We start from the raw sequence: 18437 nt of genomic DNA on the forward strand, positions 1-18437 counted from the left end.
GTTGCCCCTGAAGGGCAATGGGCTGTCCATCCGCTGTGAACGATCAGCCCGCAAGCCTCAGTCTCCAGACGCTCCGTCGAGCGAGAACAGAAACACAATGTCTGCTAACCTCAACTTGGATCAGTCGCGCAGCCGGGCAGAATTTTCACAAGGCCTGATATGGGTCGCGCTGAGCATGGCCGCTTTTATCGGGATGTCCGTTGGATCCCGAGAACTCGCCACGTCATTATCCATCAGGCAGGTCCTGTTCTTCCGCGCGCTGGTCGGCCTAGGCATCATTATCGTCCTGGCTAGACAATTCCTGCCCGAGATAAGGCAGGCAAAAATGGTCCGTCTGCACATTATCCGCAATGTCGTCCACTTTACGGGGCAGTATTTCTGGACAATCGGCGTCGTCCTCCTGCCGCTGGCATCGGTTTTCGCGCTGGAATTCACGATGCCGATCTGGGTCGCGTTCTTTGCCTGGCTTTTCCTCAAGGAGAAGCTGACGCGTCCACGTATTCTGGCAACCCTTGGCGGGTTTCTCGGTGTGTTGGTCATTGCACGCCCCGGCCTCGGAATGATTGATCCGGCGGCGAGCCTCGTCCTGCTGGCCGCCGCGTTTTACGCCTTGGCTTTGATTTGCGTGAAAGAGCTGACACGCAAGTGTTCGCCCGGTGTGATTGTTGTCTGGATGATCCTGATCCAGCTACCCTTGGGTTTTGTTTTCGCCCTCACGGACTGGCAGCCGGTCAGTTGGACCGATGTGCCGTGGATGTTGGTCGCCGGCATTGGCGCGCTCAGTGCCCACTTCTGCCAGGCACAGGCCCTCAAAAGGCTCGAAGCATCGGTCGTGATACCCATTGACTTTCTTCGCGTGCCCCTGGCGGCCATTGTTGGTTACTACGCCTATGGCGAGGTCATCGACCTTTGGGTTTTCCTCGGCGGGGCAATAATCCTGCTCTCGAACTATCAGGCGGTTCTCAGGGAAAGCAGGAGATACAGCGGAAGATAGCATGCTCAAACCACTTGTTATCATTATGGCTGATGGCTTCCACGCAGAACTGAGCCGTCTGCGTGGAAGCCATCAGCGTCACCAATATCCCGCTAAGATACGTGCGCACCTCGAAATCCATGTGACCGTTGAACGCATGGTTGATCATGCCCATCGCCGCCGCCAGAGCCACCAGCGTCAGATATGGGGAGCCGCCCATCTCCAGATTGACCGCCGAGGCGCCGAGCACGCCTGCGACCAGTGCCAGCGACGCCGGATCTCGCCGCGCTTCGCCCGTATTGACCAAGCGACCAACAACGCCGCCTGCGAAGAAGGCGAGAACCGCACCGGCAATTTTCACAGATGTCGCCCCGTGGCCGCTCACGGCTTCGGTTACGATTTTGGTCAGGTTGCCGCTCATGAAAGAGGGGAACATCTGGATAGAGGACAGCAAGGCGAGATAGCCGACCGCATCGACCCACCCGGTAACGGCGTTGAGGACCAACGATACAAGACCCTGCGGGGCCGAAAGGCACGCGGTTTGACGTTTCGCGTCAGCATCCCGCCCGCGGGTTTCGGAATTCTCCGGCATCGAAATGTCCCGACTGTTTTGCTCTTCATCGGACACCGAAAAGTCCGCCTGGCTATTTCTTATGACGTGCTCTCCAGGAAGTCGACGTCAATACGCCCGCCCATGTTCAGGTGCTCGTCCTGCTTCGATCGATTGGCCATTGCCGTAATGCGAATACGGCATCCTCCCGCCCGTCTTGCACCTTCCTGATGAAGTCGGGTCTCACTTGGTACGCGCCCTCATTCCTCTTCGCCCTCCACCGCGGCCGCCATCGCCTCTTCCTGTACGGCTTCTCTGCTGAGTAACCCCGCATCCTCCAGCGCCTCTATATCGGGCAAGTCGCGGAGTGTTTCCATGCCGAAGGCCGAAAGGAAATGCTTGGTGGTCACATAAGTATAGGGCGCGCCGGGGGTGGGGCTTCGAGGGCCGGAGGCGATGAGGGCAGCGTTGCGAAGCGAGGCGATGGTGTCGCGGTTGACCTCCTTGCCGAAGATTTTTGAGACTTCGGCGCGGGTGATGGGCTGGAAGTAGCCGATGGCCATCAGCACCATGGTTTCGAATTCGGAAAGTGCTACGCCCCCGCCCCGCGTTGGCGCCATCGATGCCCGGATCGCGTCCGCGTAAGCTGAACGGCTTCGGTGCTGCCAGCCTCCGGCGACGGCGACGATCTCGTAGGGGCGACCGGTGAGTTCTTCGCGAAGATCGTCGATCAGCAGATCGATGCTGCAATCCTTGCCGACGACGCGGGCGAGTGTCTCGCGGGTGACCGGCTCGGCGGCGGCGAAGATCACCGCCTCGACGCGCAACATCCATTCGCGCCAGCGCAGCTCCGGCGGCTGCCCTTCAAGCTCACGATCAAACAGATGGTCATCTGCGGCCTTCGCTTTCCGGCGGCGTGTTTTGGCGGTATTTGCTCCGGTCATGGTCATAGCCCATAGATCCGGAACGACGACCTGCCCGACAATTCGTGCACGGCGCCGAAACTTTCCAGCCGTTCGAACAGACGCGAGGCCGCCCAGCGGGAAAGATTGCTGCCGGGGGCACTCGCGGGGATGGCGTCCTCGTCGAGTAACGCCCGAATGACGGGGCCTGCGCCCTTGGTCCGCACCTTCGGCGCGACGGCCACAAGAACATCGGCCCGGTGGGCGATTGCGTCCGCCGATCGCAATGCAGTTGCAGCGCCATCGGCCAGTGCCAGACAGACGGCACGAGCAAATCCCGGTTCCCCGGCCCTCACACGCCCCCTGCCCCCGATGGTCCGAAACGCCGGGCCGTAGCGCTCGGCCATCAGCAGCGGCACAGGCCGGTCCCATTTCAGCAGGGTGGCAACCATCATATCGGCCATCGCCCAGGCCAGCGGTTCGGTATCCGGGCGGACGGCAAGAATTGCGGAGACGAGATCGGCGACCACGAAGGGTACGGCGTGTCCGGACTGGAGCGCGGTGTCTGCCAAAAGCGGGATGGCGGCAAGCTGGTCGTCGAAGGCGAGCCCCATCAGGTCGGTGAGATCTTCAACCTGCTTTATAGAGAAGCCGGGCTTTCGGGCGGCGAGCCTTTTGTAGGCCAGAAAAATCTTTCCGGCCGGGCCGGGATCGTCGCCAGGGGCCGTCAGCAGAACGGCATCGCGCAACGCTTGTTCGTCCTCGTTGCGACCGGTCAGGCGCACGGCGGCGGCGGCGCATTTCAGGGCCTGACGGGCGCGCCAGCAACCGGCCCATGCAGGTTCGGATCGAACGAAATCATCAAGATATTTCAGTGCGATAGCGGAAGAGAAGGCCGCATCGGCTTCACTCAACTCGCGCCCGCGCGGGCTGGTCCAGCCCGGCAGGGGACCGGTGGGTGTGGCGGTTCTGGTGTGTGGCGTAGCGTACGAATCCATGGCGTTGAGGCTAAAACAAACGAGCATTTAATACCAGAATAATCGATCATAACCGCACAGCCTGTCTTTCGCATTTTATGATTGATAATCTTGCATTATCGGTCATATTTCTCATTATAAAGAAAAACCCAATTTTGAGGCCGCAAATGCCCGAAAACGACGCCGATCCGTACGCCAGCCCGTCTCTCAACACGGAGGCGGATGTTGCATTGGAGCATTCCGGGCCGTCGGGTGCGCTTTCGGGCCATCTGGCACCGCTGGTCGATCGCGCCCGCAGTTATGTCGAAGCCGCAAGCTCGACCAATACGCGGCGCGCCTATGCTTCGGACTGGAAGCATTTTGCAAACTGGTGCCGACGCAAGGGGCTCTCCCCCCTGCCCCCGGATCCGGAGACGATCGGGCTCTACATCACAGCACTGGCCTCAGGCGAGGCAGCGCCCGGGGCGAAACCGAGCGCGGTTTCCACCATCGAACGACGCTTGTCGGCCATTGCCTGGAACTATCAGCAGCGCGGCCTCACGCTTGATCGCCGCGACCGACACATCGCCACCGTTCTTGCTGGCATCCGCAATCGCCATGCAGCCCCGCCGCGCCAGAAGGAGGCGATCCTGCCGGAAGAACTGATTGCCATGCTGGAAACGCTCGACCGCGGAACGCTCCGGGGTCTGCGCGATCGCGCCATGCTGCTGATCGGCTTTGCCGGCGGGTTGCGCCGCTCGGAAATCGTGGCGCTCGATTGCGGCCGCGACCAGACCGAGGATGGTCGCGGCTGGATCGAAATTTTGGACAAGGGTATGATCGTGACGCTGCGCGGCAAGACCGGCTGGCGCGAGGTGGAAATCGGCCGCGGCTCATCGGACCTCACTTGCCCGGTCACCGCTGTCGAAACCTGGCTGAAACTCGGCAGGATCGGCCACGGCCCGCTGTTCCGCCGTGTGACCGGCAAGGGCAAGGCCGTCGGACCCGAACGGCTGAAGGATCAGGAGGTAGCCCGCCTCATCAAGAAGACCGTGCTTGCCGCCGGGATTCGCGGCGAACTGCCCGAGGCCGAACGGAAAAAACTGTTCTCCGGTCACTCCTTGAGAGCGGGCCTCGCCTCCTCGGCCGAGGTCGACGAGCGCTACGTCCAGAAACAACTCGGCCACGCGTCGGCCGAGATGACAAGGCGTTACCAGCGCAGGCGCGACCGGTTCAGGGTAAACCTCACCAAGGCGGCGGGGCTTTAGCTACCCCTCTCCTGCCGGGGCTCTCTCAGAGCTTTGGACCGTGTCGGGAGCGCTCCGTAATGCTCGACAGGTCAACTTTCTTGCCCGCGACTTCCGCGACGATCTTCAACGTGCCGCCAAGGGATTCGACATAATCGCGAAGCGTCGACAGTTTCATGTCGGCCCGCTTCTCCAGTCTCGAAACATTGTTCTGCTTGATACCGGTTCCGACGGACACATCCTCCTGCGTCCGTCCGGCAAGTACGCGCAGTTCCCGCAGATTGTAGGCCGTAACAAGCTCGCCGGCACGCTTTTCAATAGCGCCTCTTTCTTCTTCAGGAAGCGTCTGCATCAGCTTATCGAGATCATCCATGTTTCTTCTCCAACTCGCTCAAATGCTCATCGTACCGTTTGTCCGCCAGATCGATCAGGCGCTTGTAAAAGAGTTTCTGGCTCACACCGCTCTTTGCACCGCCGCAGAGGACTATGGCCTTTCGCTCCGGATCGAAGGCAAAGGCGAACCGCCATTGCACCTTCAACACCTTGACGCGCAGTTCCTTCATCTTCGCGTGTTTGGAGCCTTCGAGTGTGTCGACCTCAGGCCGTCCCAATCGAAATCCCTTTTCGCGAAGCAGCATCAGATGCGCGAGCAATTCGACCCGAACATCTGCTGGAAGATCTGTGATCTCGCCTTTGAAGCGGTCATGAAACGCGACCTTCCATTTCGTCATTTAATATCCTAAATGATATAGATACTTTGGGATATATCCAATTTCTCTCCTCAAGGCAACGGTGACGCTTCCTCCGGAGGTGCCGGCAAATGATCAACTATCCGTATCTCCTATGTCCGGACATCGGCTTTTCTCACCACGGCGGCACGTTCCGTGATGACGCCTGCGCTCCAAGTCATCTCCGCGGCTTTTTCAGCGAGCGTGCCAGAGCGGGCGAGACGGAAAAACCATCATCGCGGCGGTCCTCCCCTCTCCCGTCGGCATCGGGTTCTGGCGGCGGCGGGTTGTTTCCGGCCTCGATCCTTGCCCTGAGCAGCGCCATCACCATCGGCCAGACCGAGAATTGGCCGTCTCTCGCTCGTTCCGTCAGATTGCGGAGATACCCGCCGGGACTGATGACGGCCTCTCCGCGCTGATAGATCGCGGCAAGGGTAATCGCGGCCTGTTTGTCGCCCATAATTTCGGCGGCCTCCCGCCAGGCGCTCGGGCTGACGCCCAGCATTGGTCGGGCGATCTCGGCGATGCCCAGGAAGTCCCGCCAGTTGCGGATCGATCCCCCCTTTGCCAGATCCCGAAAGCCCTCGCAGGCATCCAGCACCAGTGCCAGCGGCAATTCCCGCTTCGGCAGGCTGTGCAGGTTGTCGGTTTCTTCGGCGCTGCCGCTCGCTTCTGGTTTATTTTCTAAGCCATATTCAGATTCAAATTGGGATTCTGGGTTTGAATTCTGTTTGTGGCGCTCAGAATGAGACTCATTGGCGTTCCTTTTTTCCGAATTTACGTGCAATTCCAATGTCTCACGCACTTCCTCGTGCAGCAGGGCCAAGGCATCGCAAATATCTTCGGCTATCGCCAGGTCGGGGCGGCGCGGAAGCCGGTCGATGATGTCTCGGTAAACACGGCCCATCTTCGCCCAGTCGCCCGGAATGCCCTCATCGAGCCCGGCCTCGATCATCTTGACGATGTCACGGCGCAGCAATGTCAGGCGCTCGCGTGCGCATTTCAACGCCAGACGCTCCTCGGCGACCCGCGCGGCCATCGCCTCGAACTCGGCCGCCCTTGCCACCAGCGGCGACAGGTCGAAGCCATAGGCCTGCTCGACCTGCCCTCCCCTGCCCTTCCTGGCGAAGCGCTTGCCGTTCGGACTATCGCGGCGGATGATCAACCCGCACTCGACCAGGACGGCCAGATGGCGGCGCAGCGTTGCCGGCGAGATCCCGTTGGCGCGGGCGATCAGCTGCTCATTCGACGGCCAGACCACGAAGCCGGTTTCCTCCGCAAGCTCGTTTTCGGGATAGAAGGTCAAAAGCGCGTTCAGGATCGCAAGACCGCGATCGCTCGCCCCAAGCGCTTCCCGCGCCTCGCGCACGGTGTGGAACAGTTTCCACTTGTTGAGCCGTGCCCCCTTCGGGACTTCCCGCGCCGCTTTCTGGCTTGAAAGCATCGCGAGCGACATCGGCCGCCGCCCAAAGGGCGTCGTTGTTGCAGTATGTGTTTGCATCTTTGTTCACCTGTTGCCAGGCAATAGAAATAGGATCGCCGAATCGACGCTCGTCGCCCAAAAGAGCTTGACTGAGATTCCAGGAAGTGCGATTCTCTAGTTACCACACGTAGAGAAGGCTTCCGGAAGTGATTTCGGGGCCTTTTTCTTTGCCATTTTCTCTCTGACCGTAGCTAGCGGCCTGTTGTTTGATCCTTTTCCTCCTTTTGCCTATCTTCAAACTCTTGATACAGTTCATCCAGTTTAGCTGAAACGAACTGCGCAAACGCGGGAACGACCTTGTCTTCGAAGATCAACGTCGTTGTAGCCTTGTCCGTCTGGATGCGCGCGCCGCGCTTACCCGAAGGCGTTTTCCATTGCTCGACACGGCCACCCTTCGGCCGTGCGCTTTTGACGTCCAAGGCCTTTAGTATAAGCTGGAACCGTCCGTCGCTACCGGCTGAAGCAAATCCCTCTTCCTCAAGAATACGCTCGAGCCGATCGCCATCCTCTTCCTTTTCTAGAGCTTCAACGAGCTTCATCCAGCGTGCCCGTCCAGCTTTGGGCGCCGGCCCAATCCGCCCGACGAGCCTCTCTGGCACTCGCCGTGCGATCGCTATATATCTGCTGACATCCGATTTGTCCGAGCAAAGAGCAGCTATGATGGTCGCGCGGTCACATCCCGAATCTTCGAGATTCTTCGCAAAGAATGCCTTTTCGATAAAGGACAGGTCCTCGCGATCCAGGTTCTCCCGTCCTTGAGCCACGAAAAGCTCTTGGTCAGTAAGGCTGCGAACGATAGCACGAACCGGTCTACCCAACGCCTGCGCCGCACGCAATCGACGACGACCATAGGCGATCTGAAAGCGCCCGCGGCCTGCCGGGCTGGGACGGACGAGAATTGGCACTTGCTGCCCGTTATCTGATATCGACTTCACAAGCTCATCGAATGCGGGGTCAACATCAATCGGAATACGATCCGCTATTGGCGAGCGCTCAATTGCCTCTGGGTCGAGTTCAACGACGACATCTCCCTTTTCCAGCTGTTCCTGAAGACGACTTGCCAGCTTTGCGCCATCGGTCATTTGTTTGAGCGATGTGCCCATAGCGGAAATGGCACCCGTTCTTACCCGTTCACCAGCCTTCTCGCTTTCACCGGCGCTCGAAGTCGGCTTCTGCAGATAGAGCGAGTTGATCGCGTCCTTGCGGCTCATGAGAAAAGCTCCTGAAGAGGATCGTTGGGGCGTCGACGGTGTCCATGTTGGGAGCTCCCAACAAGTGGATCATACGCGGTAGCCATACTGTTGGGAGCTCCCAACAAGTCGCCAGCGGAGGAGGCGAGGGGGGTAGTCATGTGCGCCCCCAAGCCAATTTCATCAGGTCCTCGATCTCGCCGTTCACCATTGTCAATGACTCCATCGCGCGATCGTAGGTCGATCTCGTAAGGTTGCCCGGACCGATTTCGTAAAGGGTTTGCTTCGTCAGGCCTGCGTCCGAGATCGCCGCCGATTTCACCATCGGACTGGTCAGGACATGATCGTCGAATAGATTGCGGAGCAGCGCGACCACTTTTGTTTGGGGCGCGTCCTGAGGTTCATAACGGGTGAGCAGATAGCGCACGAAGTCAAACTTCAGCGTTCCCCCCGCATCACGCACAACGCCTAAGAGATCGCGTGTCATCAGTAAGAACTGGCTCATCGACGATACATCCAGCATTTGCGGATGCACCGTCACAATCATGGAGGTAGCCGCGCACAGGCCGGCAAGTGTCAAGAAACCAAGCTGGGGAGGGCAGTCGATCACCACGACATCGTAGTCGTTCGCCACTTCGTCAATTGCACTTGCCACACGCGCGAAAAAGATCGCGCCGGCATCCGAACCACTGCCCTCTGCCAAGACCTTCGGCGTGGTATGCTCGAACTCCATTAGTTCCAAGTTACCGGGGACAAGATCGAGGCCATCAAAATATGTATGACGGATCACATCGCGCAGGGGACGACGACCGTCATCATACCGGATTGCTGCGTAAAGCGTCTCGTTGTGCCCCACATGCAGCTCGGGCAGCACGCCGAGCAGGGCGGAAAGACTTGCTTGCGGATCGAGATCGATTGCCAATACTCGATAACCCGCCAATGCTAGATATTGGGCGAGATGTGCCGATGTCGTGGTCTTTCCGCTGCCGCCCTTAAAATTCGTCACGGCAAGCACCTGCAAGTGCTCACCCTCTCGGCGGTGCGGAACAAAGTCGATTGCCTCGCGGCCGCGTGCGTTGGCTGCAAAGATTGCTCGAATTTCGTTGATGTCGGAGAGGGAGTAGAAGCGCCGGCCATTGCTCGCAGTTTCAGGTAACGGACCGTCGCCCGCGAGAGTCATCTTCCGAAGCGTCGAGTCAGACACGCCGATGAGCTTCGCAGCCTCCCCAGACGTGAAACGGCGCAAAGCCTTACTGGCGGTTGGCGGAAACAGAGTTTCGCTGATACTCTGAAGCTGCGATCCCAAGAGCTCAGCATGCGCGCCGATAACATCATCAACGTTTGGTAGTCGCGCTCTGTCAATCTGCGCCGAAGCGTTCACGTTAATCTCTCCAATCACGTTTTTTCCGCAGAAATTCCGAATATCCGTGATGATACCCGCGAAGCGTTTACGAGCAAGGCGATTTTAGTTAACAAAGCCTTAACGCGATGCCATGTTTCCCCAGCGGCGATCGCCGGAATACCTTTTAAGTGCATATTTTTCAGAGCTTTATCATCTTGCCTTCGATAAGTTCAGGACGAAAGCACTGGTACTAAATTTTCGATTTGGCGTGCGCTGACATCAGGGCGAAGCCGCCAAACTCGATGCTTTTTCAGACAGGTCTGTGCGAAATCAGCCTTCTTCTACCGAATCGCCATTCGAATTAGCTCCACCCAGAAGCGGGGAAAAAAGTTTGAGGGGTGGGGCACTAGGGGTTTTCCTTATGTCGTCCGGCCGGCCGCAATGGCCGCACATGCCCGTGGTCTTCGCCACCTCATGGCCTAGACCATCAAAGGCAAAGCTTTCAAACTTCTCGTCGCCGATGATACCGTCATCAGGATCACGCAGGACAACACGATGTCTGTCCTTTTAACTCAATGCAGGCGATGCAGCTGGAAATGCCGAAACCAATTCAGATCACGAGAACACTTGCATCCTAATTCATAGTCTTCCTTCTTTTCGGCTGCGTCGCAGATCCTTCAACGGAAGTGCCGAAGAGCGACGGCCAGCAGAGCACGAATGTCGGGCCATCGCTGATTGGCTTCAAGACCGCAGAGCCGCCCGGAACAGTCGTCGTAGAGCCGGAGGACCACAAGCTCTATCTGGTCCAAGACGCCGAGACAGCGCTGGTCTACAACGTAGCGGTCGGACGAGAAGGCCATGATTTTTCGGGCGAGGCTGTCATCGGAAGAAAAGCCGAGTGGCCGACCTGGACGCCAACAAGCTCCATGATCGGCGACCGTCCAAAGATCAACGCTCCTTTAGCCACGGGACTATCCGGCAGCGAGGTAAATCCGCTCGGCGCTCGCGCGCTATACCTTTACCAGGATGGCGTCGACACGCTCTATCGCATTCATGGCACGAATGATCCGTCTTCGATTGGAAAGTCAGTTTCGAGTGGCTGCATCCGCCTGTTCAACAGCGATGTCATTGATTTATATGACCGTGTCGGTGTCGGCGCACACGTAGTGGTCCGGTAATACCTAGACGAAAGTCTTATTTTAAACTGGTGGGAACGAGGCAGGGTTTATTGACACCGTAGCTTTTAGGCGGTTGACTAAACGGTGTAATACAGCCAAGCACTGCATCCAATATGGTGGGATTTCATGCCTCAAGAACGCAATTTTCTATGCTATACCAATGAAACAGGCCTTGAGGGTGAAATACATCAGAACGGCACAAAGTATATTATTATTGGCGAACCTTCAGGTCCTCACCAGTTCCATATGTTCGGTTACTCGCCTCGCGGCCGGAAGGTCGCGATCGGCGGCATCGGAAAGCGCTTCGACGCCCAAGGGAATGAATACCTGCATCTACGCGTTACACTCCCGGATGGCGCATTCGAAGCAAGCTTCACCGAAGATCCACGAACAGTCGCATACCTGCCTCTTTCTTCTCCAGACATTGTAACTTCGTCTGATACGCTCGCGGTTTAGATTTGCGCGCGCACAAGGCTTCCAGCAATGAGGTCGCGACCAATGGGCCGCGGCTTTGTCTCGAAGTCCGCCGCCATCTTTTCCCTTCGCGGTCAATGACCAAGCATCTGCAAGGCAGATGACATCTATTGAGCCGTGCCTCGCCTTCGCCTGCGGCCGCACCACCTCAACAGATGTGTCATGACAGCGAGTCAAAAAGCCGTCGGGCGGGCAGCGCCCCCCTCCTTTGCCCCCGGAAAACTTGGTTTTCCAGGGAAAAGGAATGGATGCCTTGCCCATGGCGGACCGTTGAAAACAACGCAATCGACGGAGCAAAAAATGAAGAATCTGGAGCGCTTGAACTACGTGCAGTTTGACGCAACGCGGGAAACATTCGAAGGGAATATCGCATCGCTTGAGTTTGACGAAGACATTCGCGGCGTCAAACTTGACAGCGACAATGAAGGCTCACCTGCATATCGCGTTTACGGCAAAACCCCGAAAGACCGGGAGGTGGAGATCGGCGCTATTTGGCGGCGTAAGAACGAACAGGGTCAGGAGTACTTTCAGATATCGGTGCATATGCCGGGACGCACTGTGCGGGCAAATCTTGGCAAGTATCCGGGCGAGATCGATGACAAGCTCATGTCCGTGATCTTCTGGCGCGATTAGACAGCCAATTCCAGGGCCGGCGCTTCGGCGTTGGCCCTTTGCTTCAGGCGATGAAGATCGGCCTAGAAGCCGACCTTCATGAGCGGGATACCTGCCTTGCGTGCCTTGTCGGCCAGGTTCTGGTTGATGCCATTTCCGGGCGTGACGATCATCCCCTTGGGCATCATTTCGACAATCTTGTCGTTGCGCTTGAAGGGCGCGGACTTGTTGCGATGCGCGGTCCAGTCGGGTTTGCAAACCACCTGCGTCACCTTGCGAAGTTCTGCCCATTTGGCGGCGATGAGCTCGGCCCCCTTGGGCGAACCGCCGTGGATCAGAACCATATCCGGGTACTTTTTGTGCGTCTGGTCGAGAGCATGGAAGATGGCCTCGTGGTCCTGATAATCGGCGCCGCCCGTGAACGCGATCTTGGTGCCGGTCGGGCAATAGATTTCCTTCTCTTCGTGGCGCTTTGTGGCGAGATAGTCGCGACTGTCGATAACCGCTGCGGTAAGCCCATTATACGACGTCTTCGAGCCAGTGCGCGGTAGCCATTCACAGCCAACGCTTACCCTATAGTGATCCGCGGCAAGATCTCGCATCGCCTCGAAGGCATTGCGCATTTCAGTCAGCGTATCCCCTTCGGCAGCTTTCCTTTCCAGTTCGACGCTGCTGATCTCACTGCCATCCTGCACGGCGATCAAGCTTCGCTGCTCGGCTTCATTGTCATCGAGCTTCTTCTGCGCTCGGGTCAGACGGCGGTGAAACACATTGGCGACGGCCCACAGTACCTCGGACAGTTCGTCTTCCAGCCGGGTGTTGGTGAACATGGTTTCAAGGCTTTCGAAGATGCCGGCGACACCGATCTCAACAGTCTCGGCGGTGGGAAGAGGGCGGTAGTCGTGCTCATCGCCGTTCGGGCGGTAGCCAAAGAGGGCGATTTCTTGGAGGAGGTGCGCGGTCGGGCTCTGCGGCTGCTGAACTTCGGTCGTGTAGGCGTTCATCGGTTCGTCCTCTCGTTTTCCTTGCGGTTTGTATGGGGCGATAAAAGAACCGAAAGGGCAGGGCTGACACCCGTAGGGCCGAGCGCAAGCGCTGGACCCCAACCGAAAAGAAAAGGGGAGGGTCCACTGAGAGTGGAAACCGCTTTTGTTGAGAGGGCGGGGTTGTCCTTTGTCCTGTCAGACCGCCTTTGCGGTCGGCTTTCGGTTCATCGCCAAAGCCATACAAGCCGCTACGGAAAACGACTTGTCAGGCGAGACCGCACGCCGGCCAACCGTTATGGCATGCGCAGACTGGCCCATGGTACCGGCCTGGTGATCGCCGCCATGATCTGCCGGTTGAGATTTTCCCGCAGGATCTGCCTGCCGAACTTCCGCAGATCGTCGTTGAAGTCGTCGAGTGTCGGCACAAGATCGACCACCTCGATGCCTCGTTCTTCGGCCCGGCTGCGCAACTGGCGGCTTGCCAGTTCGCCGGCATCGTCGTTGTCGCGGCCAATGAACAGCCTCGTGCAGCTCAATGGCGGATCGAACAGAGACAGATGCGTTGCCGTCAGGCAAGCGGCCAGCTCCGCGAAAGGATACACCGAGCCGATGGACAGCACTGTTTCAATGCCTTCTCCGGCGATGATGTCACCGCCCGCACTGCTTGAGTGAAACCGCACGGCGTTGCCGTAGAGCTGGCCCGAAACCCGCTTGGGTTCGGTGATGCGCGCGACAGAGTTGTTTTTCAGATCGAGCCAGGTCCGCGCACATGCCATGACCGCGCCGTCATTATCCGTCACGGCCGCCAGCATGGCAGGCAACTGCTGGGACTGACCGTCCTCATCGCGGAAGAAAACGCGGGGATGATACTTGAGTGCCGGGCCGAAGCGGCTGATATCCCGCCCGCGCAGATAGCGCTCTACGGGCGTATCCTTGAACGGTTTGCCGTAGGAGAAGAGCTTTCGGCCGGATTCGACTTGATCGACATTGGAGGGTGGTTTCTCCTGATCGTTCTCGGCTCGTCCAGGATCAGCCGACACCTCCGGCAGATTCAGGAAACGACGGGCTTCCTTGCAGGTTTCGGCAAAACTGCCTGCCCCGACGATACTCTCCAGCAGATCGAGAAGATCACCATATTCATGGGTCGCACGATCGGCCCACTTGCCAGCCCGGCGCGTGCCGGCGTCTCTAAGACGCACGGCCATGGATCTACCGGGGTCACCGTACTTGTTGCCCACCTGCCAATAGTTGCCCGCCCGCCGACCGGCGGGCAGATAGGTACGGCAGAACTGTTCGGTTCGCGCAGCGAGCTGATCGGAAAGTTGGGAGGCAGAAATCATGTCCACCTCTCCCTGACTGCGACGATTTTCGTGCCTTCCAGCACTTTTGCGAGAACGCTTTCGTCGTCCGGAACGAAAAGGCGTGTCTTCCATGCGATGGTCTCCGTATAGCAGCCAAGCGCTTTGAAAGCTTTCAAATCCCCCGGTTTGAAGTCTAGCATCTCGATGCGGTAACGATCCATCACTTTCGACCGCCGAAGCTTGATTTTATTGGACAATGTGAATTGAGCATTGCCAATGAGGAGGGCTTTCAGCACCTCCTCGGGATCAAGCTTGATGGCATCCGAAACGCCAAGCTGAGCCGCGAGATTGACCGCATCGATATGGGTCAGCATGCGGCCCAGGATACGCTCTCCGTCCTCGGCAGTGAGGCGGTAGACCTGCGTGTTGGACTGTGGAAGGTGCTGCCAGATCGGCAGCAGAAGGCCGGCGACAATCGTGATCGTCGATGTGTCGAATTGGGGGATGGTCTCAACCTTGGTTGCCCATGCCCTTTCGAACGCAGCGCGCTCGACCGGCTCCCAGCTGGAATCCGCCAGCGTCGATCGGTGCATCGCCTTTTTAAACATCGGCTGGATCAGCTGCACGCGCCGGATCGGATCGCCCGCTTCGGTGAACCAGGTCGCCGATGGGATAACAATGGCAGCGTCGCCAGTCTTCTTGTCGAGATAGGCTTGGGCGTCAGGCTGACGCTCCAGAAACCGGCGCGCATCGTCGAGCGACATCGGTTTGTTTCGGGTCAGCCTCTCGATCGTCAGGATCTCGGTCTTGCTGTGACCCTGTTTGTAGATCGGTACGCGCTTTTTGACCATGAAGCGTTCACCCGTGAGCGTCTCAAGGCCGACCTCATAGGTGCCAGCCTCAATCGCCTCTTCGACGATCCCGTCGAGGATTTGGGTGAATGCTTCAAACACCGTGTTCTGCATAGCAATCGTGAGCGCCAGGCAGCGATTGAGAAATTGGCTGATCGGGGGCAGGGTTTCGCGTAGCGACCCGTCCTGATCGGTCAGCGCCAGACCGGTCACCTCCTCGAACTTCGTCAGCGGGCACGACGGAATCTTGCCGGCATGGAGCTGGCTGAAGAACCGGCGCAATGCCGCGCGGGCATAGTCGCTCTCAAGGTTGTCTTCCGGCCGGAACATATTCTGACCGCCCGTCTGGCGCTGGCCCTTGGTGATGGCGCCAAGACTGTCGAGGCGACGTGCGATCGTGGACAGGAACCGCTTCTCGCCTTTCACATTGGTCGCACAGGGGCGGAACAAGGGCGGTTGCGCCTGATTGGTCCTGTGCGTACGTCCAAGCCCCTGAATGGCCGCATCCGCGCGCCATCCGGCTTCCAGCAGATAGTGGACACGTTTGCGCGTATTCGTCGCTGAACGATCGGCATGATACGAACGGCCGGTTCCGCCGGCGTCCGAGAATGCCAGGATTTTCTTGCTGTCGCCCATGAACGCATCGGTTTCGGAGTAGTTCGACGATGCCGGCCGGCGCTCCAGTTTCATGCGCCCGTCGCGCGTCTTGACGATCCGGCGCGAGCGTCCGGTGATTTCGGCCACCTGTTCGGTCCCGAAATGGCAAATGATCTGGTCAAGCGCCGACTGAACGGGAGGCAAGGCGCCAAGATGCTCGATGAGCTCATCACGCGCTTCGAGCGCTTCCCGGCTGACAACCGGATTGCCGTTTGCATCGTGAACCGGGCGGGAGCGCAGTTCCCCGTTCTCGTCCTCGAAGGCTTCGAATAGCTGGGTCGGAAAGGAGCTGTTGAGATAGTCCAGCACATAATATGCCGCGTCGGCGTTATGCTGAGTTCGGGGTTTCAATCTGTTGTTCTTCTGATTCATTTTCGGTTTTCCGCTTTGGATAATCATGATGCCTCTGCTCTCAACCGCAGAAGGACATCTCCAATGAACTCCCCCTCCAACTCTTCATGCCGACCTTCTTACGCCGGTCTCTTCCGCGCATTATGCTGGGCGGGACAGAAGAGACTGGGTGGAAATCACGCGTGGCCGACAAGAACGATATTGAGGAAAACCTGACGCGGGTTCGAGCGCGGCTGGCCGATCTGGATGCTGAACGGCATGAGCTTCAGCGCGAGATGGCTGCACTTGAGGCTCGTCTTGCTGCAGAGCCCGCGCCAACCGTGAAACAGCCCTCCTTCGAGAACGCCTCCGTCACGAATGCTTCGCCGTCGCACGAAAAGGTTGACCTGTTCCGAAGCCTGTTCGCCGGTCGGCCTGACGTGTTCCCGTTGCGATGGGACAACAGGAAGACCGGTCGCTCGGGATATTCGCCTGCTTGTGCCAACGAATGGGTGAAAGGAATATGCGGCAAACCGAAGGTCAAATGCGGTGAATGCCTCCATCAGAAGTTCATCCCGCCGGACGAAAGTGTCATGGAAAAACACCTGCGCGGTGGCGATGGCCGAAGTGGCGATTTTGTAGCCGGCGTCTATCCGCTACTATCCGGTGATACATGCTGGTTTCTGGCGGCGGATTTTGACAAGGCATCCTGGGCGGATGACGCGAATGCGCTGCTCGAAACCTGTCGGGCAAAGGGCGTTCCCGCAGCGCTGGAACAATCGAGGTCTGGGAACGGTGGTCATATCTGGATCTTCTTCTCCGAACCGGTCTCTGCCCGTGTGGCACGCCAGTTTGGATCAGTTCTTATTACCGAAACGATGGAGCGGCGGCCGGAAATCGGCTTTGCTTCCTATGACCGGTTGTTTCCAAATCAGGATATCATGCCGCTCGGCGGCTTCGGCAACCTGATCGCACTGCCGCTCCAGAACACTGCGCGCAAGGCTGGCAACAGCGTCTTTGTGGACGCGGGCATGCGGCCATATGACGATCAGTGGGCCTATTTGTCCTCCTTGCCGAGATTGTCTGCGGCAGCGGTGACCAAGCTCGTCGAAGCCGCCGAGCTTTCCGGGCGGATACTGGGCGTGCGCATGCCTGTGGATGACGAACAGGCGGACGAACCCTGGAAGATGTCTCCGTCACGCCGCAGCACGGCGCGACGCCTCGACGTGCCCGTTCCACCGACCATCAAGGTAACGATTGCCGACCAGATCTATATCGACCGCTCGGAGTTGCCTTCGGCCATGATTGCCCAACTGGTGCGACTGGCCGCGTTCCAGAACCCCGAATTCTATCGCGCGCAGGCGATGCGGCTGCCGACATTCGGAAAGCCGCGCATTGTGTCCTGTGCCGAACTGCATCCCCGACACGTCGCCCTGCCGCGCGGCAGCTTCGACGAAGTGGTCGGGTTCCTGTCCGATCACGGTGTGACAGCCGAACTGGACGATTTGCGTGAAGACGGAACCCGCTTGCCTGAGACGGTCTGCTTCCGTGGCGAACTTCGCCAACAGCAATCGCGAGCGTTCGAAGCATTGGCCGAACACGATACCGGGGTGCTTGCCGCCACGACCGCATTCGGCAAGACGGTTGTGGCCTCGGCGCTGATCGCGCGTCGTGCCAGCAATACGCTGGTTCTTGTTCATCGTCGCGAACTCCTTAGCCAATGGATCGAGCGCCTCAAGTCCGTTCTGCAGATCGACCCGAAGCAGATCGGCACCATTGGCGCCGGAAAGCGCAAACCCACCGGTGTGATCGACGTGGCGCTGATCCAGAGCCTGGTTCGCAAGGGCGAAGTTGACGATATCGTTGCCGATTACGGTCATCTTGTCGTCGATGAGTGCCATCACCTGTCCGCTGCAAGCTTTGAGCTTGTCGCCCGCAGATCGAAGGCGCGCTATGTTACGGGATTGTCGGCAACGGTCGCCCGGAAAGACGGGCATCACCCGATCATCTTCATGCAATGCGGTCCGGTACGCCATCAGGTAAGCGCCAAATCACAGGCAGCAGAAAGCGGCCTTCACCATCGGGCGCGGGAACGTCATACGAGATTCAGATTGCCGGAGGCCCTCGCCATAGCCGAACGCCCGTCCATCCCCGCAATCTATGCCGCTCTGGCGGAGGATGAGGCCCGAAACGAGCTGATCTTCAATGACGTGCTGAAATCGCTTGAGGTCAAACGCTCACCGATCGTACTGACCGAGCGGAAGGATCACCTCGAGCATCTTCATCAACGACTCTCCCGATTTGTGAAAAACATCGTCGTGCTCCGTGGCGGCATGTCCGCAAAGGACCGGAAGGCCGCGCATGCGGCGCTGAATGTCGATGACGGTGAGGAACGGCTGATCCTCGCGACAGGGCGTTATATCGGCGAGGGCTTCGATGACGCCCGGCTCGACACCCTGTTCCTGACAATGCCGATCGCCTGGAAAGGCACGCTGGCGCAATATGTCGGCAGGTTGCATCGGCGGCATGACGAAAAGAAGGACGTGCTGGTGGTCGATTATGTCGACAGTTCGGTCCCGGTCCTCGCCAGGATGGCCGCCAAACGACGGACCGGCTATCGGGCGCTCGGCTATGTGATGGAATAGCGCCCCGCCGATAGCGGGACACCAATTCTGCC

16 protein-coding genes are annotated in these 18437 nt (G+C 58.6%); 5 read left to right on the forward strand and 11 right to left on the reverse strand.

All coding sequences use genetic code 11. The features are described from left to right. Nucleotides 1-97: 97 nt before the first annotated feature. The gene (locus V6767_RS17990) at nucleotides 98-994 is read left to right on the forward strand and encodes a DMT family transporter (RefSeq protein ID WP_448474712.1); all 897 of its coding nucleotides are present in this window, start codon (nucleotides 98-100) and stop codon (nucleotides 992-994) included. On the opposite strand, the gene V6767_RS17995 is transcribed toward V6767_RS17990, so the two are convergent. The 3 genes from V6767_RS17995 to V6767_RS18005 all read right to left on the reverse strand — a co-directional run bounded on the left by V6767_RS17995 (nucleotide 963) and on the right by V6767_RS18005 (nucleotide 3423). Further along, nucleotides 963-1601, reverse strand: a complete 639-nt coding sequence (locus V6767_RS17995; RefSeq protein ID WP_448474713.1) for a YoaK family protein — start codon at nucleotides 1599-1601, stop codon at nucleotides 963-965. The genes V6767_RS17990 and V6767_RS17995 overlap by 32 nt on opposite strands. 182 nt (nucleotides 1602-1783) lie before the next feature. Continuing rightward, nucleotides 1784-2467, reverse strand: a complete 684-nt coding sequence (gene scpB / locus V6767_RS18000; RefSeq protein ID WP_448474714.1) for an SMC-Scp complex subunit ScpB — start codon at nucleotides 2465-2467, stop codon at nucleotides 1784-1786. Nucleotides 2468-2469: 2 nt separating this feature from the next. Then, the gene (locus tag V6767_RS18005) at nucleotides 2470-3423 is read right to left on the reverse strand and encodes a DUF1403 family protein (protein ID WP_448474715.1); all 954 of its coding nucleotides are present in this window, start codon (nucleotides 3421-3423) and stop codon (nucleotides 2470-2472) included. Nucleotides 3424-3569: 146 nt separating this feature from the next. Between V6767_RS18005 and V6767_RS18010 the strand changes: the two genes are divergently transcribed. Then, a complete protein-coding gene (locus tag V6767_RS18010; protein ID WP_448474716.1) occupies nucleotides 3570-4649 on the forward strand; it encodes a site-specific integrase in 1080 nt (359 codons plus the stop codon). Nucleotides 4650-4674: 25 nt separating this feature from the next. Here the strand turns inward: V6767_RS18010 and V6767_RS18015 are convergent, their stop codons facing one another. The 5 genes from V6767_RS18015 to repA form a co-directional block, all read right to left on the reverse strand. Further along, nucleotides 4675-5001 carry a helix-turn-helix domain-containing protein gene (locus V6767_RS18015; protein WP_448474717.1) on the reverse strand — a complete coding sequence of 109 codons (327 nt, stop codon included), beginning with the start codon at nucleotides 4999-5001 and terminating at the stop codon, nucleotides 4675-4677. Beyond that, the gene (locus V6767_RS18020) at nucleotides 4994-5359 is read right to left on the reverse strand and encodes a type II toxin-antitoxin system RelE/ParE family toxin (RefSeq protein WP_448474718.1); all 366 of its coding nucleotides are present in this window, start codon (nucleotides 5357-5359) and stop codon (nucleotides 4994-4996) included. Before V6767_RS18020 ends, V6767_RS18015 begins: the two co-directional genes overlap by 8 nt. A 175-nt stretch (nucleotides 5360-5534) precedes the next feature. Then, nucleotides 5535-6857, reverse strand: a complete 1323-nt coding sequence (gene repC / locus V6767_RS18025; RefSeq protein ID WP_448474719.1) for a plasmid replication protein RepC — start codon at nucleotides 6855-6857, stop codon at nucleotides 5535-5537. 173 nt (nucleotides 6858-7030) lie between these two features. Then, nucleotides 7031-8050 (reverse strand): plasmid partitioning protein RepB, encoded by a 1020-nt coding sequence (gene repB, locus V6767_RS18030; RefSeq protein ID WP_448474720.1) that lies wholly within the window; start codon nucleotides 8048-8050, stop codon nucleotides 7031-7033. A 136-nt stretch (nucleotides 8051-8186) separates the two neighbouring features. Continuing rightward, the gene (gene repA / locus V6767_RS18035; protein WP_448474721.1) at nucleotides 8187-9410 is read right to left on the reverse strand and encodes a plasmid partitioning protein RepA; all 1224 of its coding nucleotides are present in this window, start codon (nucleotides 9408-9410) and stop codon (nucleotides 8187-8189) included. A gap of 647 nt (nucleotides 9411-10057) precedes the next feature. On the opposite strand from repA, the gene V6767_RS18040 reads away from it, so the two are divergent. Beyond that, the gene (locus tag V6767_RS18040; protein ID WP_448474722.1) at nucleotides 10058-10549 is read left to right on the forward strand and encodes a L,D-transpeptidase; all 492 of its coding nucleotides are present in this window, start codon (nucleotides 10058-10060) and stop codon (nucleotides 10547-10549) included. Between the two features lie 774 nt (nucleotides 10550-11323). Beyond that, nucleotides 11324-11656, forward strand: coding sequence for a DUF736 domain-containing protein (locus V6767_RS18045; protein WP_448474723.1), 333 nt, complete (start codon nucleotides 11324-11326; stop codon nucleotides 11654-11656). Nucleotides 11657-11718: 62 nt separating this feature from the next. Here the strand turns inward: V6767_RS18045 and V6767_RS18050 are convergent, their stop codons facing one another. The 3 genes from V6767_RS18050 to V6767_RS18060 all read right to left on the reverse strand — a co-directional run bounded on the left by V6767_RS18050 (nucleotide 11719) and on the right by V6767_RS18060 (nucleotide 15802). Continuing rightward, entirely contained in the window at nucleotides 11719-12639 is a 921-nt protein-coding gene (locus V6767_RS18050; protein WP_448474724.1) for a DUF2493 domain-containing protein, read from the reverse strand. Nucleotides 12640-12914: 275 nt separating this feature from the next. Then, nucleotides 12915-13961: a DUF7146 domain-containing protein gene (locus V6767_RS18055; RefSeq protein WP_448474725.1), complete on the reverse strand. Its 1047-nt coding sequence runs from the start codon at nucleotides 13959-13961 to the stop codon at nucleotides 12915-12917. Beyond that, the gene (locus tag V6767_RS18060) at nucleotides 13958-15802 is read right to left on the reverse strand and encodes a strawberry notch C-terminal domain-containing protein (protein WP_448474726.1); all 1845 of its coding nucleotides are present in this window, start codon (nucleotides 15800-15802) and stop codon (nucleotides 13958-13960) included. The genes V6767_RS18055 and V6767_RS18060 overlap by 4 nt, the downstream gene beginning before the upstream one ends. 161 nt (nucleotides 15803-15963) lie before the next feature. On the opposite strand from V6767_RS18060, the gene V6767_RS18065 reads away from it, so the two are divergent. Then, the gene (locus V6767_RS18065; RefSeq protein WP_448474727.1) at nucleotides 15964-18405 is read left to right on the forward strand and encodes a TOTE conflict system archaeo-eukaryotic primase domain-containing protein; all 2442 of its coding nucleotides are present in this window, start codon (nucleotides 15964-15966) and stop codon (nucleotides 18403-18405) included. The last annotated feature ends 32 nt before the right edge of the window (nucleotides 18406-18437 follow it).

The sequence above is a fragment of the Martelella sp. FLE1502 genome (assembly GCF_053484255.1).